Below are 16,915 nucleotides of genomic sequence, written 5' to 3' on the forward strand. Positions count from 1 at the left end.
TTACCAGACAATCACTTCAATCGGTGTCGGGTTATAGGCATTGCAGGGGTTGTTCAGCTGCGGGCAGTTGGATATCAGCACGATGGTGTTCATCAGGGCTTTCAGCTCGACATATTTGCCGGCATCGGAAATGCCATCGGCAAAGGTCAGTCCGCCTTCAGCGGTGACCGGTACATTCATAAAGAAATTAATATTGTGGGTAATATCGGCTTTATCCAGCCCGTATTCTTCATGCTCGTTAATAGCCAGCATCCAGCTGTCACGGCAGGCGTGCATGCACTTTTTTTCCAGACTGTAGCGCACGGTATTCGATTCGGTGGCGCAGGCACCGCCTAAGGTGTCATGCCGGCCACAGGTGTCGGCGACAATTTCCAGCAGCGGACGGTTTTCGTTAGTCATTAATACCGAGCCTGCCGTCAGATACACATTACCCTGGGCGCGGATGGTATCGGTGGCGCTGTAGCGTTCACTGGGATCATCGGCATTATAAAACAGCGTATCGGCGGCCTGATTACCTTCCAGATCGAGAATACGCAGGGTCTGACCGGCTTCGATGCGGTGAATAAAATAGTCACCGGCCAGTACTGTCTGGCGGAAACTGGCATCCTGGGGCTGCAGTGTGCTTGCTTTAATCATGGTACGGCTCCTCAGGCTTCGCAGAAGTTATAGAGAAAATTGTTGTGAAAACCGCGCTGATTTTCTGCGCAGTGATTTTTACACTCATCATCACCGGCAACGACGGCGGCTCTGCCCAGATGGTAATGCACCGGCCGCACAGGATATTCGGCGGCATTGCTTAACGGATGCGGACAGGTGTGCATGATCAGCAGGGTGTCCATTTCGAAACGTAAAGTGATGGCATTGCCGGCCTTTGATGCATCGCCGATGTAGCGCATATTACCCAGATCATCGGTCTGCACCTGACTGAACAGATTGAGGTTGGCGGCCATATCTTTGCGTGACAGACCGTATTTGGCGAATTCCACCAGAAAGCTGTCATAGCCGTTCTGTGTCCAGCCATTACGGGCTTCCTGATAGGTTTTAATGCCCCATTTTTCTGCCACCATGGCTTTATTAATATTGCCGCAGACGGTGTCGTGCCAGCCGCAGTCATCGGCCACAACAGAGGCAAAAATACGGCCCATATCGGAATACAGACAGTGGCCCTGAGTCAGCTTGAAGGTATGCTGGCATTTTAAGGTATCCGGTGCGTTGTACTTTTCCAGCAGGTCGTATGGGTTAAACATTAACAGACCAAGATTGGCGCCGCCGTGCAGGTCGGTAAAGGTGATGACCGTGCCTTTTTTTACCCGCATCGACCAGTGGCAGCCGCCTCCCAGCGTATCCTGATAAACGGCCTCGCCCTGATAAAATTGCTGATGTTTTTTGCTTAACTGAGTCATATGTTCTCCTTCAGGCGCCTATTCAGGCACCTACTCCGGTACTTATTCCAATGCTTGGGCCTGCCTCGTCCTGCACACGGGCTGTGGCATGAACGGAGTGCTGAATATCGTTGTATAAAGAATGTTCCTGAGCGCTGTCGCCGCTTTTGGCCAGCTGGCCATGATTGGCCTGGTTCAGTTTTAAATCGTAGGTAATGGTCGCCCCCCAGGCATTGGGAGCCATAGGGTCGTGGCGGACTTTATCGAATACCAATAAACGGCTGCCGAGATAAAAGCCCTCACCAATATCGTGGGTGACCATAAAAATAGTGGTGCCGGTCTGCTGCCATAAATCCAGAATTAACTGGTGCATATCGGCACGGATACCCGGATCAAGGGCGCCGAAGGGCTCATCCAGCAGCAGGATTTTTGGCTCTTTAATTAATGCCTGAGCAATGGCCAGACGCTGCTGCATACCACCGGAAAGTTCATGTGGATACTTATTGGCGGCGCTGTGCAGTCCTACCCGCTGCAACAGATTCATGGCTTTTTCTCTGGCCTGAGCGCGGGCTTTACCAAACAGGCGGGCCAGCAATTTACTCTGGGCAAATTCCAGCCCGAGAATGACATTGTCCAGCACGCTCAGATGGGGGAATACCGAGTATTTCTGGAACACAATACCGCGGTCGACACTGGGCTCGTCGGTTAATGGCTGACCATCCAGCAGACACTGGCCTTTGCTGGCGCTTTCCTGACCGGAGAGCATTTTCAGAAAGGTCGATTTGCCGCAGCCGGATGCTCCGACCATGGTCACAAATTCGCCTTTTTTAACGCTCAGATTGATATTGTCCAGCACCGGCTGATCGCCGTAGGTTTTGCTGACTTTTTTAAATTCGATAAAACTCATACATATTCCACCTTATGGTTATCCTGCGTCTGAAGATCAGTGCATTTATTGCGGCTGATACCAAGGGAATAATTTGCGATTCAGTTGCTTCAGTAACTGATCAGAAATAATTGCCAGCAGGCTGATCCACACCACATAAGGCAGGATGACGTCCATTGCCATATAACGGCGTACCAGAAAAATCCGGTAGCCAAGCCCTTCGGTTGAGGCGATGGCCTCGGCGGCAATTAAAAATAACCAGGCAGCACCCATCGACAGGCGCAGCGCATCGACCAGGCGTGGCAGCATTTGCGGCAGCACCATGCGCAACATTAATTGCCAGCTGTTGGCGCCCAGAGTCTGTGCCTTAATCCACTGTTCGGTCGGCAGTTCCGACACGCGGCTTTGTAATTCGCGGATTAAATACGGCGTGATACCAATCACAATCAGCACTACTTTCGATACTTCACCGAGGCCGAAAACAATAAACAGTACCGGCAGCAGGGCCATGGGCGGCACCATCGAGATGGCGGTGGTAAAGGGTGATAAATTTGCGCGCAGCAGCGGCAGGGCGCCCAGTGTTAAACCAAACAGCAGAGCAATCGTTGCGCTGATACCAACGCCCATGGCCAGACGTTCAAGGCTGGCGAGGGTATCGACCCAGAGCAGAATATCGCCGCTGCGTTTATTTTCTTCGGTCGCCATGCGCAGCAGCGTGTCGCCCATGGTGCTGAAGGCGGGCAGTAATTTGTCGTTCGGATTGTCGCTCAGGCGCTCGGTTGAGGCTGCCATATAGAGCAGGATGGCGATAATAAAGGGCAGGGCGCCCAGAAAAAAAGCCAGTGGGCGGGAAATTCTCTGATTAATCAGCCGGCGCATAAGCGCACTCCTGTTCGGGTTAACGGAGCGGATACAAGGGGCATTGCACAGGCTGGCCTGAGCGAATGTTCCAGTGATCTCCCGGGCTTTTATCCCTCCGTGTAACCCCCGCACGCGGCTGAGGTCGGTTGCTCTCGGACCAGTCGTTCGTGTTTAACAACACAAACCGGAACCCTAGCGACCTATTAACGGAACTCAGTGTAGCAATTCCGCGAGCGATGCAGAACACCCCATTGTTTTCGCATCTCTACGGTATTTGCGAATGGTGTGCCAATTCTTACAAAGCACAGAAATGAATGATTTTTGCGCACAGGGCATACAGAAATGCCCTAAATTGTCGGGCGAGAAACGTATCAATAAATCTGAAACAGAAAATTATGCCGCATTTAAGGGCAGTTTTTATCCGCATGTTTTGTTTTGGTGCTTCGGGGAGTATGTATGCGTGAATTTCTGAATCCTGCGGCGGTGCTGTTTCTGGCGTCGGTTCTCTGGGGCAGTGCCTGGATACCGCTGAACGCTATTGAAAGCGCCGGAATCAGTCATTCATTACTGCTGCTAATGGCGTACAGTGTGGCCAGTGTTCTGACCACGGTGATCCTGTGGCGTCAGTGGCACAGGGTACTGGCGCACTGGCAGCAGAATAAAGCGTTGTTAGCAGGAATATTTCTGGTCGGTGGTCTGGCCAATGCCAGTTTTTCGCTGGCGCTGCTGGAAGGCAATGTGGTGCGGGTGATGGTGCTGTTTTATCTGCTACCTGTGTGGAGCACCTTGCTTGGACGATTATTTCTGCATGAGACCGTCAGTGCCGGCAAAGCGCTGATGATTATACTGGCTTTGCTGGGGGTGGTGCTGGTTGCGGGTATTCAGCCGGGTAGCGACTGGCAGGCGGCTTTACTGAAAACGCCCTGGGGAACAGGCGATACTCTGGGGCTGATTGCCGGCTTTACCTATGCAGCGAATAATATTTTATTCCGTAAAGGGCAGCAGGTTGCGCTGGTATTAAAAGCAGAAAGTATGTTGCTGGGAGCCGCATTTTTTATGTTGCTGAGCTGGCTTTGGCAGGCAGGTACAGTTAATGCCGATCAGCTGTTGCAGGTATCGGCAAGCGCCGTTTGGCTGGCCATGCTGTACGGTGCAACCTGGCTTCTGGCGGTGTCTTTCGGGTCGCAATGGGGAGTCAGTCATTTACCTGCCAGCCGCTCGTCGCTGATTATTATTATGGAACTGGTCACCGCGGTATTAACGGCCTGGTGGCTGGGAGAAGCGCAGTTGAGTGTATGGGGCTGGCTGGGTTGCATCTGTATTATGAGCGCAGCATTGCTGGACAGTATGAGTGCTGAGGTTAGTCCAGACGTAAAAACCTGGGCACCAGCATCAGGCCAACTCCGGTCATCACCATGGCGTAGTGATTAGATACAAAGTAGGGGTAAATCATCAGGGCAACGCCGCTCCACAGTGCGATTTTATGGCTTTGGCGCTTACCGTAAATAAAATAACCAAAACCGATGGAGCCAAAAATCAGCGATAAAAACAGCCCGGTTGTATCCGTTAACATGCTTGAATCCTTTGTTGTGATTGTGAGTGTTTGATCACTCTCGTTTAATCTCCTCCACAGCCGCTGCTGCAGCCACTGTCGGAGCCCGATGAGCAACTGCCGCTACAGCCGCCACTGCCGGAGCAACCGGAAGCGCAGCCAATATGGCTGGCACAGTAAGGCGTTGTGTCGTGTTGTGTTTTCTTGTTTGGGCCTGTTGCTGCCATCTGACAGTTGAGCTGGTAAAAAAATCCGTCGTCAATATTCAGCTGGGCATCAAGCGCAAACAGTAACGGCAGTTTGCTGGGCTGTTTGGCTGACAGCCATTCCCGGGCGCAGGCAATACGCCAGGCGCGTTTAATGCCGTTGGCGGCGGTGGTTGGCGTGCTCATGGCTTCGGCCGGTGTGTGGTGCAGAAAACGGCCAAAAGCGGAACGGCAGAATTCCTGATATTTTCGGGTGAACAGAATAAATTCATGCCAGGCGAGGTCGACCACCTGCGAGGGCATGGCAACGGGTTTGCGTCCGGCGATATTACAGATCTGAAAATATTCACGTAATCCGTCGATCACCAGCGCCAACTGAGCTTCGTCCAGATGGGGGTAGCGCTGTGCCACCTTGCGTTTTAAGGTGCCGGGAAAGGCATAATTCTGTATATGCCGGGCACGCAATTTAATGGCGATTTTACGCCATAGTTTCCAGCCCAGGCTGATAATAATAATGGCCAGAATAATGCTGAAGAGGTTGTTGAATATCCAGTTCATAAAGCGTCCTGCGTACAGCCTGAAAAGTTGGCTGAACTATGCCGGGGCTTCGGCCGCTGGTCAATGCTGACACTGCCTGATGGTTGGCTGTGTCAGCAACGCGCAGGATGGCGCAGGGGGCGGATTGCTGCTGAGCTGGTTACTGGTGGTTCGGTTACATTTTTTCAGCAAAAAACGCCATGATTTCAGCGGTTGTCATTTCCTGAGTTTCATTTGAAAAACAGTAGTAATCAGGCCGGGCATCACTGAAATATTGCATCACCATTTTCAACCCTTCCAGCTTTGGAAACAGGCCAACGGGCATGTTGTATTCACCGCTTTCTTTTAATTTATAAAACAAGTGAGTGCCGCATTCGCTGCAGAATCCGCGAGATGCCCAGGCGGATGACTGGTACATTTTCACATTGTCTTCGCCTTCGAATGTAACCTCTGTACCACACTGAACAGCAAAGAAAGGCGCGCCTCCCCAGGTGCGGCAGGATTGGCAGTGGCATACCGTAAATTTAGGGTTGATATTGGTTGCGGTTATTTTTACTGCACCACAGAGGCAGCTGGTATGAGAAGCAGGCATATTGCGGGAATCCGGATGGATAAAAACAGCAGCATGCCAGATGGTTGCGGAAATGCCTACTCTGTTGCTGGCGGGGAAATATAAAAGCGTTTTTATTGCCCGTATTAACGGACAGAAATAAAAACGGGCCCTGATCAGGCCCGTTCTGTGTTATCTGCGTGGTATTTACACCAGCTGCATTAACGATTTTTTATCGTAGTCTTCCAGTTCGTCATAGCGGCCTGCTTTGACTTTCAGTACCCACTCAGGGTCCTGCAGCAGTGCACGGCCAACGGCCACCAGTTCAAACTCACCGGCCGCCATGCGCTGGCCAAGTTCATCGATGGAGGCGGTGGCAACACCGGAGGCGTCAACCATGTCGCGTTTGTCTTCATCAATAAAGCTGGCATTCAGGCCAACAGAACCGACGGTAATCACCGGCTTACCGGTGATTTTTTTGGTCCAACCGGCCAGATTCAGGTCGGAACCTGCGAATTCTTTTTCCCAGAAACGGCGGGTTGAGCAATGGAAAATATCGACACCGGCTTCGATCAGTGGCTTGAGGAAAGCTTCCAGTTCTTCCGGGGTTTCACACAGACGGGCGCTGTAATCCTGCTGTTTCCACTGGGAGAAACGGAAAATAATCGGGAAATCCGGGCCAACACGGTCGCGGATGGCAGAGACAATTTCGCAGGCGAAACGGGTACGGGCAACCAGATCACCGCCGTATTCGTCAGTACGCTGGTTAGAGCCTTCCCAGAAGAACTGGTCGATTAAATAACCGTGGGCGCCGTGTACTTCCACCGCATCAAAGCCAATGCGTTTGGAATCTTCAGCCGCCTGAGCGAAGGCTTCAATCACTTCCTGAATATCTTCTTTGCTCATGGCTACGCCATTTTCTTTACCGGCTTTGACCAGACCGGACGGGCTGTAACCCGGTACTGACGGATCAGGTTCCACGCCTTCTTTACGGATGGCGCCAACGTGCCACAGCTGTGGAGCGATTTTGCCGCCTTTGGCGTGTACTGCATCGACCACTTTTTTCCAGCCGGCCAGTGCGTCTTCACCATAAATAAAAGGAACACGCGGATAGCCGTTAGCGGCTTTATGGCCAACACAGGTGCCTTCGGTAATGATCAGACCCACTTCATTTTCGGCGCGGCGGGCGTAGTAGGCGGCGACCAGCTCATTGGGAACGTTGCCCGGCGAGTAGGTGCGGGTCATCGGAGCCATAACAATACGGTTGCTCAGTTGCAGCGGGCCGAGGGTGATGGGTTCAAACAGGGCGCTGACGGCGCCGTGGACATTGCTCATATCGGTATTCCTGTTGGCTGTTTTTTACTGTTTCGGAAATGGTTAAAAGGCTGTCGGAAATTGTTAAAGGGTTGTGCGTGATTGCGCCGCTTGTGCCTCCGGCAGCCATTGTTGCAGCAGCAGCGACATGCTCTGCTCAAAGTGTTCACGCCCTAACAGGCGGGCGTAATACAGCGCGCCTTTGCAGGCAAAAATAAATAATTGTGCCAGTTCCTGAGCATTGGCGGTGGCCGGAGCCTGCAGCTCGCCGTCTGCCAGCCCCTGGCTGAACACCGCAGCAACCCAATCCACTTCGAGCCGGCTTAGGTCACTCAGGCGTGCGCGCATGGCATCCGGCAGTTGTGCCAGATCGCTGTGCAGGGCACTGAGCGGGCACTGTTTGTGTTCGTTAAAGGTATGTTTGGCGGCGGCGCGCAGATAACGCTGCAGTTTGTCCGGTGCATTTTGCCCATGCTGATCAAAGTGCGCGAAACCGTCACGCAGCCATTGTTCGGTCCAGTCACACAGTGCCAGGCCAAGGTCGGCTTTCTGTGCGAAGTGGTGATGCACGCTGGGTTTGCTGATGCCCAGTTCGCGCGCCAGATCCTGATAGCTGAAGCCGGTATAACCACGGCGGCAGAGCAGGTCAGCGCCAACATCAATCAGCTGCTGACGGGTCTGGCGGGCATTGGCAGATTTTGTGGTCATTGCGGCATCGCTCTGGGCGTTTGTTGGTATCGACAGTGATTAGCCTACCTACTGGTAGGTAGGCTTGCAGGAGGCATTTGTGCCAGAAGTCGGCAGATAGCCACTGCTTTTTGCAACGGTTCATGTTGCTGTCAGGTTTAAGCAGTTATAACTGGGGAAACGTGGGATGTGCGTGGCGCCGGTTTTGCTGCGTTTCGTTTCAGCATTTCATCGCAGCGTTACATTGATGTTTCAGGAGAAAACAGAATGCCGGAATTTCGTTATTGCCCGCATTGTGCGGCTGAGTTGCAACCCGGGAAGGTGGATCAGCGACGGGTCTGCGTGCGGATTGGCTGTGGGTTTATCCACTGGAATAACCCGGTTCCGGTGGTTGCGGCAATTGTTCTGCACCGTCCGCAGCCAGAGACGCAAGAGCATGTACTGCTGGTGAATAATGTCGGTTGGCCGGAGGGGATGCTGGCGCTGGTCAGTGGTTTTGTGGAGTCTGGTGAAACGCCGGAGCAGGGTATTGTGCGCGAGATTAAAGAAGAGTTGGGGCTCAGCAGTACCGCCGTTCGTTTTCTGGGTCATTACCCCTTCGCTCAGGCCAACCAGCTGTTGCTGGTGTATGAGGTGCACGCCGAAGGGGAAATCGTGATGGATACCAGCGAGCTGGCTGCCTATAAGCACATTGCGATTAATAAGCTGAAGGCCTGGCCCATAGGCACAGGCCCTGCCGTTCAGGCATGGCTGGATCAGCAGAACAGCAACGCTTAGCGCGTTGCCGCTTCGCCGAAAATGGCCTGCAGCTGTCGCGGAATAAAGCGGATGCCAAACACCGAGGCTTTATACAGCAGCCCGGGGACAACGCTGGCCCTGCCTTTTATCACGCCTTTCAGACCGGCGCGTGCGACTGAATCGCTGCTCATAATGGCGAGGGTGCGCAGGCCTTCAATCTTCTGTCCGGATACATCCATAAACTCGGTGGCCGTACCGCCGGGGCAGAGAGCGCTGATGTGAATTTTGTGCGGGCGCAGTTCCCGCGCCAGCGATTCGGCAAAGTTGAGTACATAGGCTTTGCTGCCGGCGTAGCTGGCAAACTGCGGGCCGGGTAAGAAGCCGAGCAGGGATGACACCAGCAGAATATGGCCGCCGCCGCGTTGTTTCATATCGGCGGCGTACAGCCAGGTCAGCTCGGTCAGGGTGGTGACCATCAGCTGAATCATCTGGCTGTGAACCGGCATCGGCACGTCCAGCAGATAGCCATGCTGGGCAAAACCGGCGTTATTAATCAGCAGGTCGACGGGCAGCTGCAGTGTCTGGGTTTTATTAAACAGCTCTGTGGCCGAGCCGGGTTGAGCCAGATCCTGGCTGATCACCTGCACGCGGATGCCGGCGCTGTGCTCCAGCTCCTGTTTTAACGCCAGTAATTTGTCTTCGCGTCGTGCCACCAGAATCAGATGGCAACCGGCGGCGGCCAGCTGGCGGGCAAAGGATTCGCCAATGCCACTGGAGGCACCGGTAATCAGAGCGGTTTTGTTATGGAAGGTGCGCATGGCAGAACTCCGTTGGCTGATACGGTTATTTTTGTTTTGCGGCTGTTTATAGTTTGACGATTGTCGAACTGACCGGATGCTAAGAAACAGTTTGATCATTGTCAAAGTGTTATCCTGCCATCGTGTTAAAACGACGGAGGCTGAAGTACACTGCCGCCCACTTTCCGGATGTTCACAGTGAATCTATGTGCCGACTGACCGATAAAGGGGTGAACCTGCTGGCCGATGCCTTTAAAGCACTGGCTCATCCCAACCGTTTGCAGATGTACCTGGAAGTTGTGCGTCATCATCAGGCGGAACAGCCCTTAACAGAGCACAGCCGCACGGGCTTACCGGCCCCGGTAGCTGGCTGTGGTGTCGCCGACTTTATCAGCAAACTCAGCATTGGCGCGCCGACCGTCTCTCATCATGTAAAAGCGCTGGTGGATGCAGGACTGATCCGGGTCGAAAAACAGGGCAAATATGTGTCCTGCTTTTTAAACGAAGATTTATACCGCGAGCTGGGCGATTTCTTTCGTCCGCTGTCGTCGCAGGAGTAAGCATGAAACTTGAGAATATTGATAAGGCCCGCTTTAAAAAACATCTGAACCGTTTTCAGGCGGCACTGGTCGCGACGCTGCTGGTTCTGTCGCTGGGGTTTTCAACGTTATATATCGCCCTGTGGGGCGGTGCAGAGTCCAATTTCTGGCTCAATGCGGCGGGTGTGGCAACCGCCGCCATCGTGATTGCGGTGCTGATTAACCGCTTTAAAGATCATCCGGCACTGACTGAAGTGATGTACGTCTGGCGCCTGAAGCAGGCGCTGAACCGGATTTACCGGGCCAGTGCAAAGCTGAATGCGGCGCTGGAGGCTGATAACCCGCTGGCGGTGACCATCCAGTACTATTTCCTGCACGGTTCAAAGCATCTGCACCAGCTGGAAGACAACACGCTGACCATGGATGAACTGAACACTCAGATTGCCCAGCTGGAGAAGCAGATTGAGCGACTGGGACTGACGCCGAGCGTGGATGATTACCGCCCGGAGCTGCTTGAGCAGCTGTAGCCGGCCGTTGTCGGTAAACAGGCCGCAGGCAAGATGCAGCGGCGGCCTTAACCATGTAAACTACGCGCATTTTTTACACACCCCTTTTCATACCTTTGGAAGACACGCAGGCTTTCGCCCATGATGAAATACATTTCTACCCGCGGTAATGCGCCGGAACTGACCTTTGAAGACGTACTGCTGACCGGCCTGGCCACCGACGGCGGCTTATATGTGCCGAAAGACGTACCGCAATTCTCCCTCGAAGAGATCGAATCCTGGCGTGACCTGCCGTACACCGAACTGGCACACAAGGTGATTTACCCGTTCGTGGAAGGCTGTGTGGATTCCGCCGCATTACAGAAAATGCTGAATGAGGTGTATTCAGGCTTCGGTCATAAAGCGGTTGCTCCGCTGCAGCAGATTGACCACAACGAATACGTACTGGAACTGTTCCACGGCCCGACGCTGGCATTCAAAGACTTTGCTCTGCAATTGCTGGGTCGCCTGCTGGATTACGTGCTGGAACGCCGCCACGAGAAAGTGGTGATCATGGGGGCCACCTCTGGCGATACCGGTTCTGCTGCGATTGAAGGCACCAAAGCCTGTCGTAACGTCGACATCTTTATTCTGCACCCGCACGGCAAGGTGTCTGAAGTTCAGCGTCGCCAGATGACCACGGTTAAAGGTGACAACATCTTCAATATCGCCATCGAAGGTAACTTCGATCAGGCGCAGGACATGGTTAAAGCCAGCTTTGGCGACCAGCAGTTCCTGCGTGGTGAGCGCAAACTGGTAGCCGTAAACAGCATCAACTGGGCGCGCATCATGGCGCAGATCGTTTACTACTTCTATTCCGCACTGAACCTGGGTGGCCCGCTGCGTCCGATGGCGTATTCCGTTCCAACCGGTAACTTCGGTGATATTTTCGCCGGTTACATGGCGAAGAAAATGGGCCTGCCGGTTGAACAGCTGATCATCGCCACCAACAGCAACGATGTTCTGCATCGTCTGATGAGCAAGAATCAGTACGAAGTACATCCGCTGCAGCACACCATCACGCCGTCGATGGATATCGCGGTATCCAGCAACTTTGAGCGTCTGCTGTTCGATCTGTATGACCGTGACGGTGCCAAACTGGCTGATCTGATGGCACGCATGAACGCCAAAAAAGATGTGGTGTCTCTGGACGAAGATAAGCTGGCCAAAGCCCGTGAACTGTTCGACAGCTATGCAGTCAGTGAAGATATGACTGTCGCCACTATGCAGGAAGTCTTCGGTGAAACCGGATATCTGCTTGATCCGCACACCGCCATCGGCGTGAAAGCTGCGCGCGAGTGCCGTCGTAACCAGAACATTCCGATGATCACTCTGGGAACTGCGCATCCGGTTAAGTTTGAAGAAGCGGTACTGCGTGCCGGTTTCGATATGCCAAAACTGCCGCATCACCTGACCGATCTGATGGAACGTGAAGAGCGCCTGAATGTGCTGCCTGCTGATCTGGCAACGGTACAAAGCTTTATCGCAAAAAACACCTTTAAGGACTGATACCTTAAACGGTGCTGCTGAAGGCCACTCTTGAGTGGCCTTTTTTATGTCTGGCATTCCTGTACAGGGGCACAATTGGTCTATTCTTTGAGACAAAGGTTTGGATTGTCCTGCCGGAAATACCGTCTGAACAGGTATTGATATGAGCCATGAATATGGTCCGGAGCTGCTTGGTTATCTGCAGGCATTCGACCAGCTGAAAGAAGCCATTTACATCGTCAATCCGCAGACGGCGGAAATTGTGGCGGTGAATGATGAAGCTGGCCGCCAGCAGAAGCTAAGCCGGGAGCAGCTGGTGCAGCGTACGGTCTTTGATCAGCAGCGGGATATCCGCGACCTCGCTCACTGGCAGCTGGTCGTACAGGCAATCCGCTCAGACCCTGACTATGTCTTTTCCGGTCGTCATATCCGCGCCGATGGCAGTGAGTTTCCGGTAGAAGTTTCCAGCCATGTGGTGGTTTGGGATGGTACGGAATATCTGTTGTCATCGGTCCGCGATATTACCCAGCGCAAGGCAATCGAGAAAACGCTGCATGATCTTGAGCCGATTATGCAGTTTGTACTCAATGAAGCTTCGGACGGTATCTGGGACTGGGACCTGACCACCAACGACGTGTTTTATGCCCCTCAGCTTAAACGTATGCTGGGTTACGGCCCTTACGAAGTGCAGCACACCCTGTTTACCTGGCAAGACAGTCTGCATCCGGAGGATGCCGAACGTATTCTGGTTGCCACTGAAGAATACGTCTCCGGTAAACAGGATATTTACGATATTGAATACCGTCTGCGAACCCGCAACGGTGACTATATCTGGGTGCATGACCGCGGTTATGTCTGTGCCCGCGATGATAATGGCCGGGCACTGCGGGTGGTGGGCATGGTGCACAATATTGATGAATACAAAAAGCTGGAAGTCCGGTTGCGGGAACTGGCGACCATTGATGAACTGACCGGCCTGCTCAATCGCCGTGCCGGTTATGCGGTCTTTGAACAGCAGTTACAGCTGGCGATCCGGCAACGTACCGTGCTCACGATTGCTTTACTGGATCTGGATACCTTTAAAAACATCAACGACCAGTTTGGACATCAGGTGGGTGACAGGGCACTGCGACTGGCATCTGACACCTTCCGTTCACGGCTGCGGGCGAGTGACACTCTGATGCGCTGGGGAGGCGAGGAGTTTCTGTTGCTGATGCCGGATACCAGTCTTGCGGCTGGTCTGAGTGTGTGTGAAGAGCTGCGCCAGCAACTGGAAAATGCCAGCCTTAAAGCATCCGGCCGTCGTATCCCGCTGACGGTCAGTGCGGGTCTGGCGGCTTGTCCTGAACATGGAAAAAGTATCAAAAATCTGGTGCAGAGTGCCGATAAAGCGCTGTACCGTGCCAAATCGCTGGGCCGTAACCGCATTATTGGCTGAGCCCTGCCGCTCAGTGGTCATGCGATAATTCCCGCGGATCAATTCCGCAGTTGCCGTTGAAAATGTTACCCTTATGGCTCTTTTACGCTGTGAGTCTGTATGAATTACCTTGCCTGGCCGGATTACAAACAAGGCTGGATTTTCCGCCATCGGGAGTTACCCGTGGCTGCAGAAGATCTGGAACATATCAAACCGCTGACTGCCGTGGCAGCCTTGCAGTTCTGGCGCCAGAACATCAGTAAAGAAGCGACCCATGCCAGCCACTTTCTGGGTGATGACTGGCCGGCACGTAATGGCGTCTGGGCAGAGCAGGGCGACTGGCAGACATGCTGGGACAGTGACAGCAATGAATTACCTGAGCTGATTGCTGCGCATTTAAGCTGGGACGACAATACGGTGGTGTATTTCTGCTATCACTCCGAGCATGTGGTGCAGACCAGCTGGAAAATATTCCGCCGTTACTGGAAGAATTTTTTATTCTACGACGACGAACCTTTTCTGTTAGGGAAAAAACGCTCGCAGGTTATACAGTTTCACTCCGATGGCAGCTTCCATATCGGCACCAAACCGGCGGACCACTGAGCTCACAGTGGCCGTCCGTTCGCTTGTTACCAATGCAGGTAATAATCGAAGTCATTTATATTGTCTTCTTACGGCCAGGGCACCTCTGAATCATTCAGTGCCCTAAAGCTTGCGCAGCCCGGCGCTAATTCATAGACTGGTTTATTCAGTTTTTAAGGAGCGCGGCCATGAAGGGTGACGTCAAAGTAAACGAGTATCTGAATCAGATTCTCAGCATCGAACTCACATCGATTAATCAGTATTTTCTCCATGCCCGCATGTTTAAAAACTGGGGTTTTTCTGAGCTGGATGAAAAGGCTTACAAAAAATCCATCAAGGATATGAAACAGGCCGACAAACTGATTGAACGCATTTTATTTCTCGAAGGTCTGCCTAATCTGCAGAAGCTGAATCGTCTGCGCATTGGCGAAAATACCGCCGAAATGTTGCAGTGCGATCTGGATCAGATTGTCGAGCAGCTGGAAGTCCTCAAAGAAGCCATTGCCTATTGTGAATCGGTTAAAGATTACGTTAGCCGCGAACTGCTGGAAGAGATTCAGGAATACGAAGAAGAATACCTCGATTGGCTGGAAACCCAGCAATCTCTGATTGCCCAGGTTGGCATCGAAAATTATCAACAGTCCATGATGTAAGAGGAGGCCGGATATGAAAGGTAACGCACAGGTTATTGCCAAATTAAACGAGTTATTGGCCGGTGAATTAAGCGCCATGGATCAGTATTTTATCCATTCCCGTATGTACGATGACTGGGGACTGAAAAAACTGTACGAGCGCATTGATCACGAGTTCGAAGATGAAAAGGGCCACGCTTCAAAGCTCATTGAGCGCATTCTGTTTCTGGGCGGGACACCTGATATGGTGACCCGGGTGCCGCTGAATATCGGTAAAGACGTACCGGCAATGCTGAAGAGCGATCTTGATCTGGAGTACAAGGTTATCGTCGATCTGCGGGAAGTCATGGCCCTGTGTGAACAGGTTCGGGACTATCAGACCCGTGATATGCTGCAGGTGCTGCTGGATGATACCGAAAACGATCACACTCACTGGCTGGAACAGCAGCTGGGTCTGATCGACAAAATCGGCCTGCCTAACTATCTGCAGTCGCAGATGTCCTGACCGGAACAGCCTGTTGCTCACAAAAAAGCTCCCATCGGGAGCTTTTTTGTTATGTGCCGGTCGAACCCCGCCGTATGCGCCTGATCTGTTGCTGCAGGAGCCCTGGCTCTGAACCGGGGATAAATCAGTATCACTGTAAATAACGCGGTAAAAGGTTGTACCTGTGTTCAGATTCCCCCGCTTTCTGTGGTTAAATGCCGCACGCATTTCTCTGTTGGTGGAGGTTGTTATGCCCCCTCGGGCATCGTTTTTCCTCATAGCTTGTATTGCCCTGATCACTTCGGGTTGTTCTGTCTGGCCAGGCCGGGAACACCGTGAACTGACATTGGCAGACATTGAACAACTGCTGGATCAGAAGATGCCGGTTGCTCAACCGGCGCCTGCTGCTGCGGCCTGTACAGACGTTGCTGCGCTGGATGACAAACTTCGTCGTCAGCGTTTACAGCTGGTCCGTATGAATAAACAACTGCAGGCGCTGACGGCCGCATCGCCGACTTTTTCCGGTGCTGAGTGCCCACCACGGGAAGCTCCGGCGACCCTGATGGATGGCAAAACCATTATTGGTGCCAGCGAATGGATTTACCTGTCTCCGCCAGGCCATCATTATCAGGCGCGAATTGACAGTGGTGCGGCAACTTCATCACTGAGTGCCGTGAATGTTGTGCGTTTTGAACGCAATGGTAAGCGTTGGGTGCGTTTCTGGCTGCAGCACGATGATGAGGCTGAGCCGATTGAGATCGAAGCACCGCTGGTGCGTCATGTGCTGATCCGTCAGGCTTCCAGCGATGAAGTAGACCGCCGGCCGGTGGTCTCCCTGACCGTAAATCTTGGTTCAGCGCTGCAGCAGGATACCGAGTTTACCCTCACTGACCGTTCACAGATGACCTATCCCATTTTGCTGGGCCGTGAGTTTTTACGTGACGTAACCCTGATTGATGTTGGTCGTCGCTTCCTGCACGCCAAATTTGTACCGGATACTGCACCGGTGACAAAAGCGCCTGTACCATCAGCAAAAACGCCAACGGTAACAGCACCGCCTGCTGCTCCGGCCAAAAAATCGCCGCCCGCGGCTACCGCTCCCGCAACAAGCGAACCGGCTGAATTGAAAAAGAAAGCAGCGGAGCCGGATGTTAAAACGCCGATAAAAGCCGTTCCTGAAAACAGTACCTCAGCCCCGGCGGCAGATGCTGTGGATGGCAGCAAGCCGGCCACTGCAGAACCTCCGGTGAACGCTGAACCGGCTCCCAACACACCGTAGCCTGCGATGCTAATATTATGAACATCCGATCCCTGTCATTTTCCCGCGCGCCTTTTTTTCTGCTGGTTGGTTTTTTACTGGTGGTCGGTATCGTACTGACATTGCATCGTCACTGGATGTATGAAGTACCGCTGGTGTATGGCGAAACCCAGACCATCTGGTCGGTGGAAGCCAAGGTCGAATTTAATGCGCATGGCGGGCCGGTCAAAGTATCGATGGCTCGTCCGTCAGCACAGGATGGCTTTACCGTATTAAAAGAAGCCGGTGCATCACCAGGTTATGGTCTGAATTTTATGGACAGTGATGAACCCCGTGCCGAGTGGACCGTGCGTGGTGCCAAAGGGAAACAGGAACTGTTTTATCGTGCCGAAATTCTGGTCAGCCAGATGCAGTCCGGTGCCGATCTGCCGCCACCGGCAATCGATCCGGTCAGCTGGCC

General features: G+C 53.0%; 21 protein-coding genes and 1 riboswitch. Of the genes, 11 read left to right on the plus strand and 10 right to left on the minus strand.

Going from position 1 to position 16,915, the window contains the following annotated elements; all coding sequences use genetic code 11:
* From B3P58_RS12530 to B3P58_RS12545, 4 genes are read right to left on the minus strand one after another with little or no spacing between them, the layout of a single operon-like run.
* Positions 1 to 636, minus strand: a complete 636-nt coding sequence (locus B3P58_RS12530) for an urea amidolyase associated protein UAAP2 (protein ID WP_230330415.1) — start codon at positions 634 to 636, stop codon at positions 1 to 3.
* A gap of 11 nt (positions 637 to 647) precedes the next feature.
* Positions 648 to 1,403 (minus strand): urea amidolyase associated protein UAAP1, encoded by a 756-nt coding sequence (locus B3P58_RS12535; RefSeq protein WP_230330416.1) that lies wholly within the window; start codon positions 1,401 to 1,403, stop codon positions 648 to 650.
* A 22-nt stretch (positions 1,404 to 1,425) separates the two neighbouring features.
* Positions 1,426 to 2,289, minus strand: coding sequence for an ABC transporter ATP-binding protein (locus B3P58_RS12540; RefSeq protein ID WP_230330417.1), 864 nt, complete (start codon positions 2,287 to 2,289; stop codon positions 1,426 to 1,428).
* Between the two features lie 45 nt (positions 2,290 to 2,334).
* Positions 2,335 to 3,147 carry an ABC transporter permease gene (locus tag B3P58_RS12545; protein WP_145470020.1) on the minus strand — a complete coding sequence of 271 codons (813 nt, stop codon included), beginning with the start codon at positions 3,145 to 3,147 and terminating at the stop codon, positions 2,335 to 2,337.
* Positions 3,148 to 3,223: 76 nt separating this feature from the next.
* Positions 3,224 to 3,336, minus strand: a riboswitch (guanidine-I (ykkC/yxkD leader).
* Between the two features lie 249 nt (positions 3,337 to 3,585).
* Here B3P58_RS12545 and B3P58_RS12550 point away from each other — a divergent pair.
* The gene (locus tag B3P58_RS12550) at positions 3,586 to 4,560 is read left to right on the plus strand and encodes a DMT family transporter (RefSeq protein ID WP_230330418.1); all 975 of its coding nucleotides are present in this window, start codon (positions 3,586 to 3,588) and stop codon (positions 4,558 to 4,560) included.
* On the opposite strand, the gene B3P58_RS12555 is transcribed toward B3P58_RS12550, so the two are convergent.
* The 5 genes from B3P58_RS12555 to B3P58_RS12575 all read right to left on the minus strand — a co-directional run bounded on the left by B3P58_RS12555 (position 4,490) and on the right by B3P58_RS12575 (position 7,996).
* Entirely contained in the window at positions 4,490 to 4,702 is a 213-nt protein-coding gene (locus tag B3P58_RS12555; RefSeq protein ID WP_230330419.1) for a hypothetical protein, read from the minus strand. The genes B3P58_RS12550 and B3P58_RS12555 overlap by 71 nt on opposite strands.
* A gap of 44 nt (positions 4,703 to 4,746) precedes the next feature.
* Positions 4,747 to 5,445: a glycine-rich domain-containing protein gene (locus tag B3P58_RS12560; RefSeq protein ID WP_230330420.1), complete on the minus strand. Its 699-nt coding sequence runs from the start codon at positions 5,443 to 5,445 to the stop codon at positions 4,747 to 4,749.
* Between the two features lie 154 nt (positions 5,446 to 5,599).
* Positions 5,600 to 6,016 (minus strand): GFA family protein, encoded by a 417-nt coding sequence (locus B3P58_RS12565; RefSeq protein ID WP_145470024.1) that lies wholly within the window; start codon positions 6,014 to 6,016, stop codon positions 5,600 to 5,602.
* Between the two features lie 165 nt (positions 6,017 to 6,181).
* Positions 6,182 to 7,309: an NADH:flavin oxidoreductase gene (locus tag B3P58_RS12570; RefSeq protein WP_230330421.1), complete on the minus strand. Its 1,128-nt coding sequence runs from the start codon at positions 7,307 to 7,309 to the stop codon at positions 6,182 to 6,184.
* Between the two features lie 63 nt (positions 7,310 to 7,372).
* A complete protein-coding gene (locus tag B3P58_RS12575; protein ID WP_230330422.1) occupies positions 7,373 to 7,996 on the minus strand; it encodes a TetR/AcrR family transcriptional regulator in 624 nt (207 codons plus the stop codon).
* Positions 7,997 to 8,242: 246 nt separating this feature from the next.
* Here B3P58_RS12575 and B3P58_RS12580 point away from each other — a divergent pair, with 246 nt between their 5' ends.
* On the plus strand, positions 8,243 to 8,752 hold the full coding sequence (locus B3P58_RS12580) for an NUDIX domain-containing protein (RefSeq protein WP_230330423.1): 510 nt from the start codon (positions 8,243 to 8,245) through the stop codon (positions 8,750 to 8,752).
* Here the strand turns inward: B3P58_RS12580 and B3P58_RS12585 are convergent.
* A complete protein-coding gene (locus B3P58_RS12585) occupies positions 8,749 to 9,531 on the minus strand; it encodes an SDR family NAD(P)-dependent oxidoreductase (protein WP_230330424.1) in 783 nt (260 codons plus the stop codon). The genes B3P58_RS12580 and B3P58_RS12585 overlap by 4 nt on opposite strands.
* Before the next feature lie 185 nt (positions 9,532 to 9,716).
* On the opposite strand from B3P58_RS12585, the gene B3P58_RS12590 reads away from it, so the two are divergent.
* The 9 genes from B3P58_RS12590 to B3P58_RS12630 all read left to right on the plus strand — a co-directional run.
* Positions 9,717 to 10,070 carry an ArsR/SmtB family transcription factor gene (locus B3P58_RS12590; protein WP_225690930.1) on the plus strand — a complete coding sequence of 118 codons (354 nt, stop codon included), beginning with the start codon at positions 9,717 to 9,719 and terminating at the stop codon, positions 10,068 to 10,070.
* Between the two features lie 2 nt (positions 10,071 to 10,072).
* Complete coding sequence (locus tag B3P58_RS12595; RefSeq protein WP_230330425.1) at positions 10,073 to 10,576, plus strand: DUF3087 domain-containing protein; 504 nt, start codon at positions 10,073 to 10,075, stop codon at positions 10,574 to 10,576.
* A gap of 123 nt (positions 10,577 to 10,699) precedes the next feature.
* Positions 10,700 to 12,103 (plus strand): threonine synthase, encoded by a 1,404-nt coding sequence (thrC, locus tag B3P58_RS12600; protein ID WP_225690970.1) that lies wholly within the window; start codon positions 10,700 to 10,702, stop codon positions 12,101 to 12,103.
* Between the two features lie 142 nt (positions 12,104 to 12,245).
* Complete coding sequence (locus tag B3P58_RS12605) at positions 12,246 to 13,520, plus strand: sensor domain-containing diguanylate cyclase (protein WP_230330426.1); 1,275 nt, start codon at positions 12,246 to 12,248, stop codon at positions 13,518 to 13,520.
* Between the two features lie 99 nt (positions 13,521 to 13,619).
* Positions 13,620 to 14,102, plus strand: a complete 483-nt coding sequence (locus B3P58_RS12610) for a DUF2947 domain-containing protein (protein WP_145470032.1) — start codon at positions 13,620 to 13,622, stop codon at positions 14,100 to 14,102.
* 167 nt (positions 14,103 to 14,269) lie between these two features.
* The gene (gene bfr / locus B3P58_RS12615) at positions 14,270 to 14,734 is read left to right on the plus strand and encodes a bacterioferritin (RefSeq protein WP_145470033.1); all 465 of its coding nucleotides are present in this window, start codon (positions 14,270 to 14,272) and stop codon (positions 14,732 to 14,734) included.
* A gap of 13 nt (positions 14,735 to 14,747) precedes the next feature.
* Positions 14,748 to 15,218: a bacterioferritin gene (bfr, locus tag B3P58_RS12620; protein WP_145470034.1), complete on the plus strand. Its 471-nt coding sequence runs from the start codon at positions 14,748 to 14,750 to the stop codon at positions 15,216 to 15,218.
* A 229-nt stretch (positions 15,219 to 15,447) separates the two neighbouring features.
* Positions 15,448 to 16,476, plus strand: coding sequence for an ATP-dependent zinc protease (locus B3P58_RS12625; protein WP_230330427.1), 1,029 nt, complete (start codon positions 15,448 to 15,450; stop codon positions 16,474 to 16,476).
* 17 nt (positions 16,477 to 16,493) lie between these two features.
* Positions 16,494 to 16,915 (plus strand): UUP1 family membrane protein (locus B3P58_RS12630; RefSeq protein WP_286717882.1); only part of this gene is annotated, 422 nt, incomplete at its 3' end.

Origin of the sequence: Thalassolituus sp. UBA2009 (genome assembly GCF_002335285.1) — a bacterium.
Lineage (GTDB): Bacteria > Pseudomonadota > Gammaproteobacteria > Pseudomonadales > Oceanobacteraceae > Venatoribacter > Venatoribacter alkanivorans.

Coding starts and splice junctions, on each gene's coding strand:
- B3P58_RS12605 (WP_230330426.1), top strand. CDS start 12,246: ATGAGCCATGAATATGGTCCGGAGCTGCTTGGTTATCTGCAGGCATTC.
- B3P58_RS12545 (WP_145470020.1), bottom strand. CDS start 3,147: ATGCGCCGGCTGATTAATCAGAGAATTTCCCGCCCACTGGCTTTTTTT.
- B3P58_RS12590 (WP_225690930.1), top strand. CDS start 9,717: ATGTGCCGACTGACCGATAAAGGGGTGAACCTGCTGGCCGATGCCTTT.
- B3P58_RS12585 (WP_230330424.1), bottom strand. CDS start 9,531: ATGCGCACCTTCCATAACAAAACCGCTCTGATTACCGGTGCCTCCAGT.
- B3P58_RS12580 (WP_230330423.1), top strand. CDS start 8,243: ATGCCGGAATTTCGTTATTGCCCGCATTGTGCGGCTGAGTTGCAACCC.
- B3P58_RS12575 (WP_230330422.1), bottom strand. CDS start 7,996: ATGACCACAAAATCTGCCAATGCCCGCCAGACCCGTCAGCAGCTGATT.
- bfr (WP_145470033.1), top strand. CDS start 14,270: ATGAAGGGTGACGTCAAAGTAAACGAGTATCTGAATCAGATTCTCAGC.
- bfr (WP_145470034.1), top strand. CDS start 14,748: ATGAAAGGTAACGCACAGGTTATTGCCAAATTAAACGAGTTATTGGCC.
- B3P58_RS12595 (WP_230330425.1), top strand. CDS start 10,073: ATGAAACTTGAGAATATTGATAAGGCCCGCTTTAAAAAACATCTGAAC.
- B3P58_RS12530 (WP_230330415.1), bottom strand. CDS start 636: ATGATTAAAGCAAGCACACTGCAGCCCCAGGATGCCAGTTTCCGCCAG.
- B3P58_RS12535 (WP_230330416.1), bottom strand. CDS start 1,403: ATGACTCAGTTAAGCAAAAAACATCAGCAATTTTATCAGGGCGAGGCC.
- B3P58_RS12625 (WP_230330427.1), top strand. CDS start 15,448: ATGCCCCCTCGGGCATCGTTTTTCCTCATAGCTTGTATTGCCCTGATC.
- B3P58_RS12570 (WP_230330421.1), bottom strand. CDS start 7,309: ATGAGCAATGTCCACGGCGCCGTCAGCGCCCTGTTTGAACCCATCACC.
- B3P58_RS12560 (WP_230330420.1), bottom strand. CDS start 5,445: ATGAACTGGATATTCAACAACCTCTTCAGCATTATTCTGGCCATTATT.
- B3P58_RS12540 (WP_230330417.1), bottom strand. CDS start 2,289: ATGAGTTTTATCGAATTTAAAAAAGTCAGCAAAACCTACGGCGATCAG.
- B3P58_RS12610 (WP_145470032.1), top strand. CDS start 13,620: ATGAATTACCTTGCCTGGCCGGATTACAAACAAGGCTGGATTTTCCGC.
- B3P58_RS12565 (WP_145470024.1), bottom strand. CDS start 6,016: ATGCCTGCTTCTCATACCAGCTGCCTCTGTGGTGCAGTAAAAATAACC.
- B3P58_RS12550 (WP_230330418.1), top strand. CDS start 3,586: ATGCGTGAATTTCTGAATCCTGCGGCGGTGCTGTTTCTGGCGTCGGTT.
- thrC (WP_225690970.1), top strand. CDS start 10,700: ATGAAATACATTTCTACCCGCGGTAATGCGCCGGAACTGACCTTTGAA.
- B3P58_RS12555 (WP_230330419.1), bottom strand. CDS start 4,702: ATGTTAACGGATACAACCGGGCTGTTTTTATCGCTGATTTTTGGCTCC.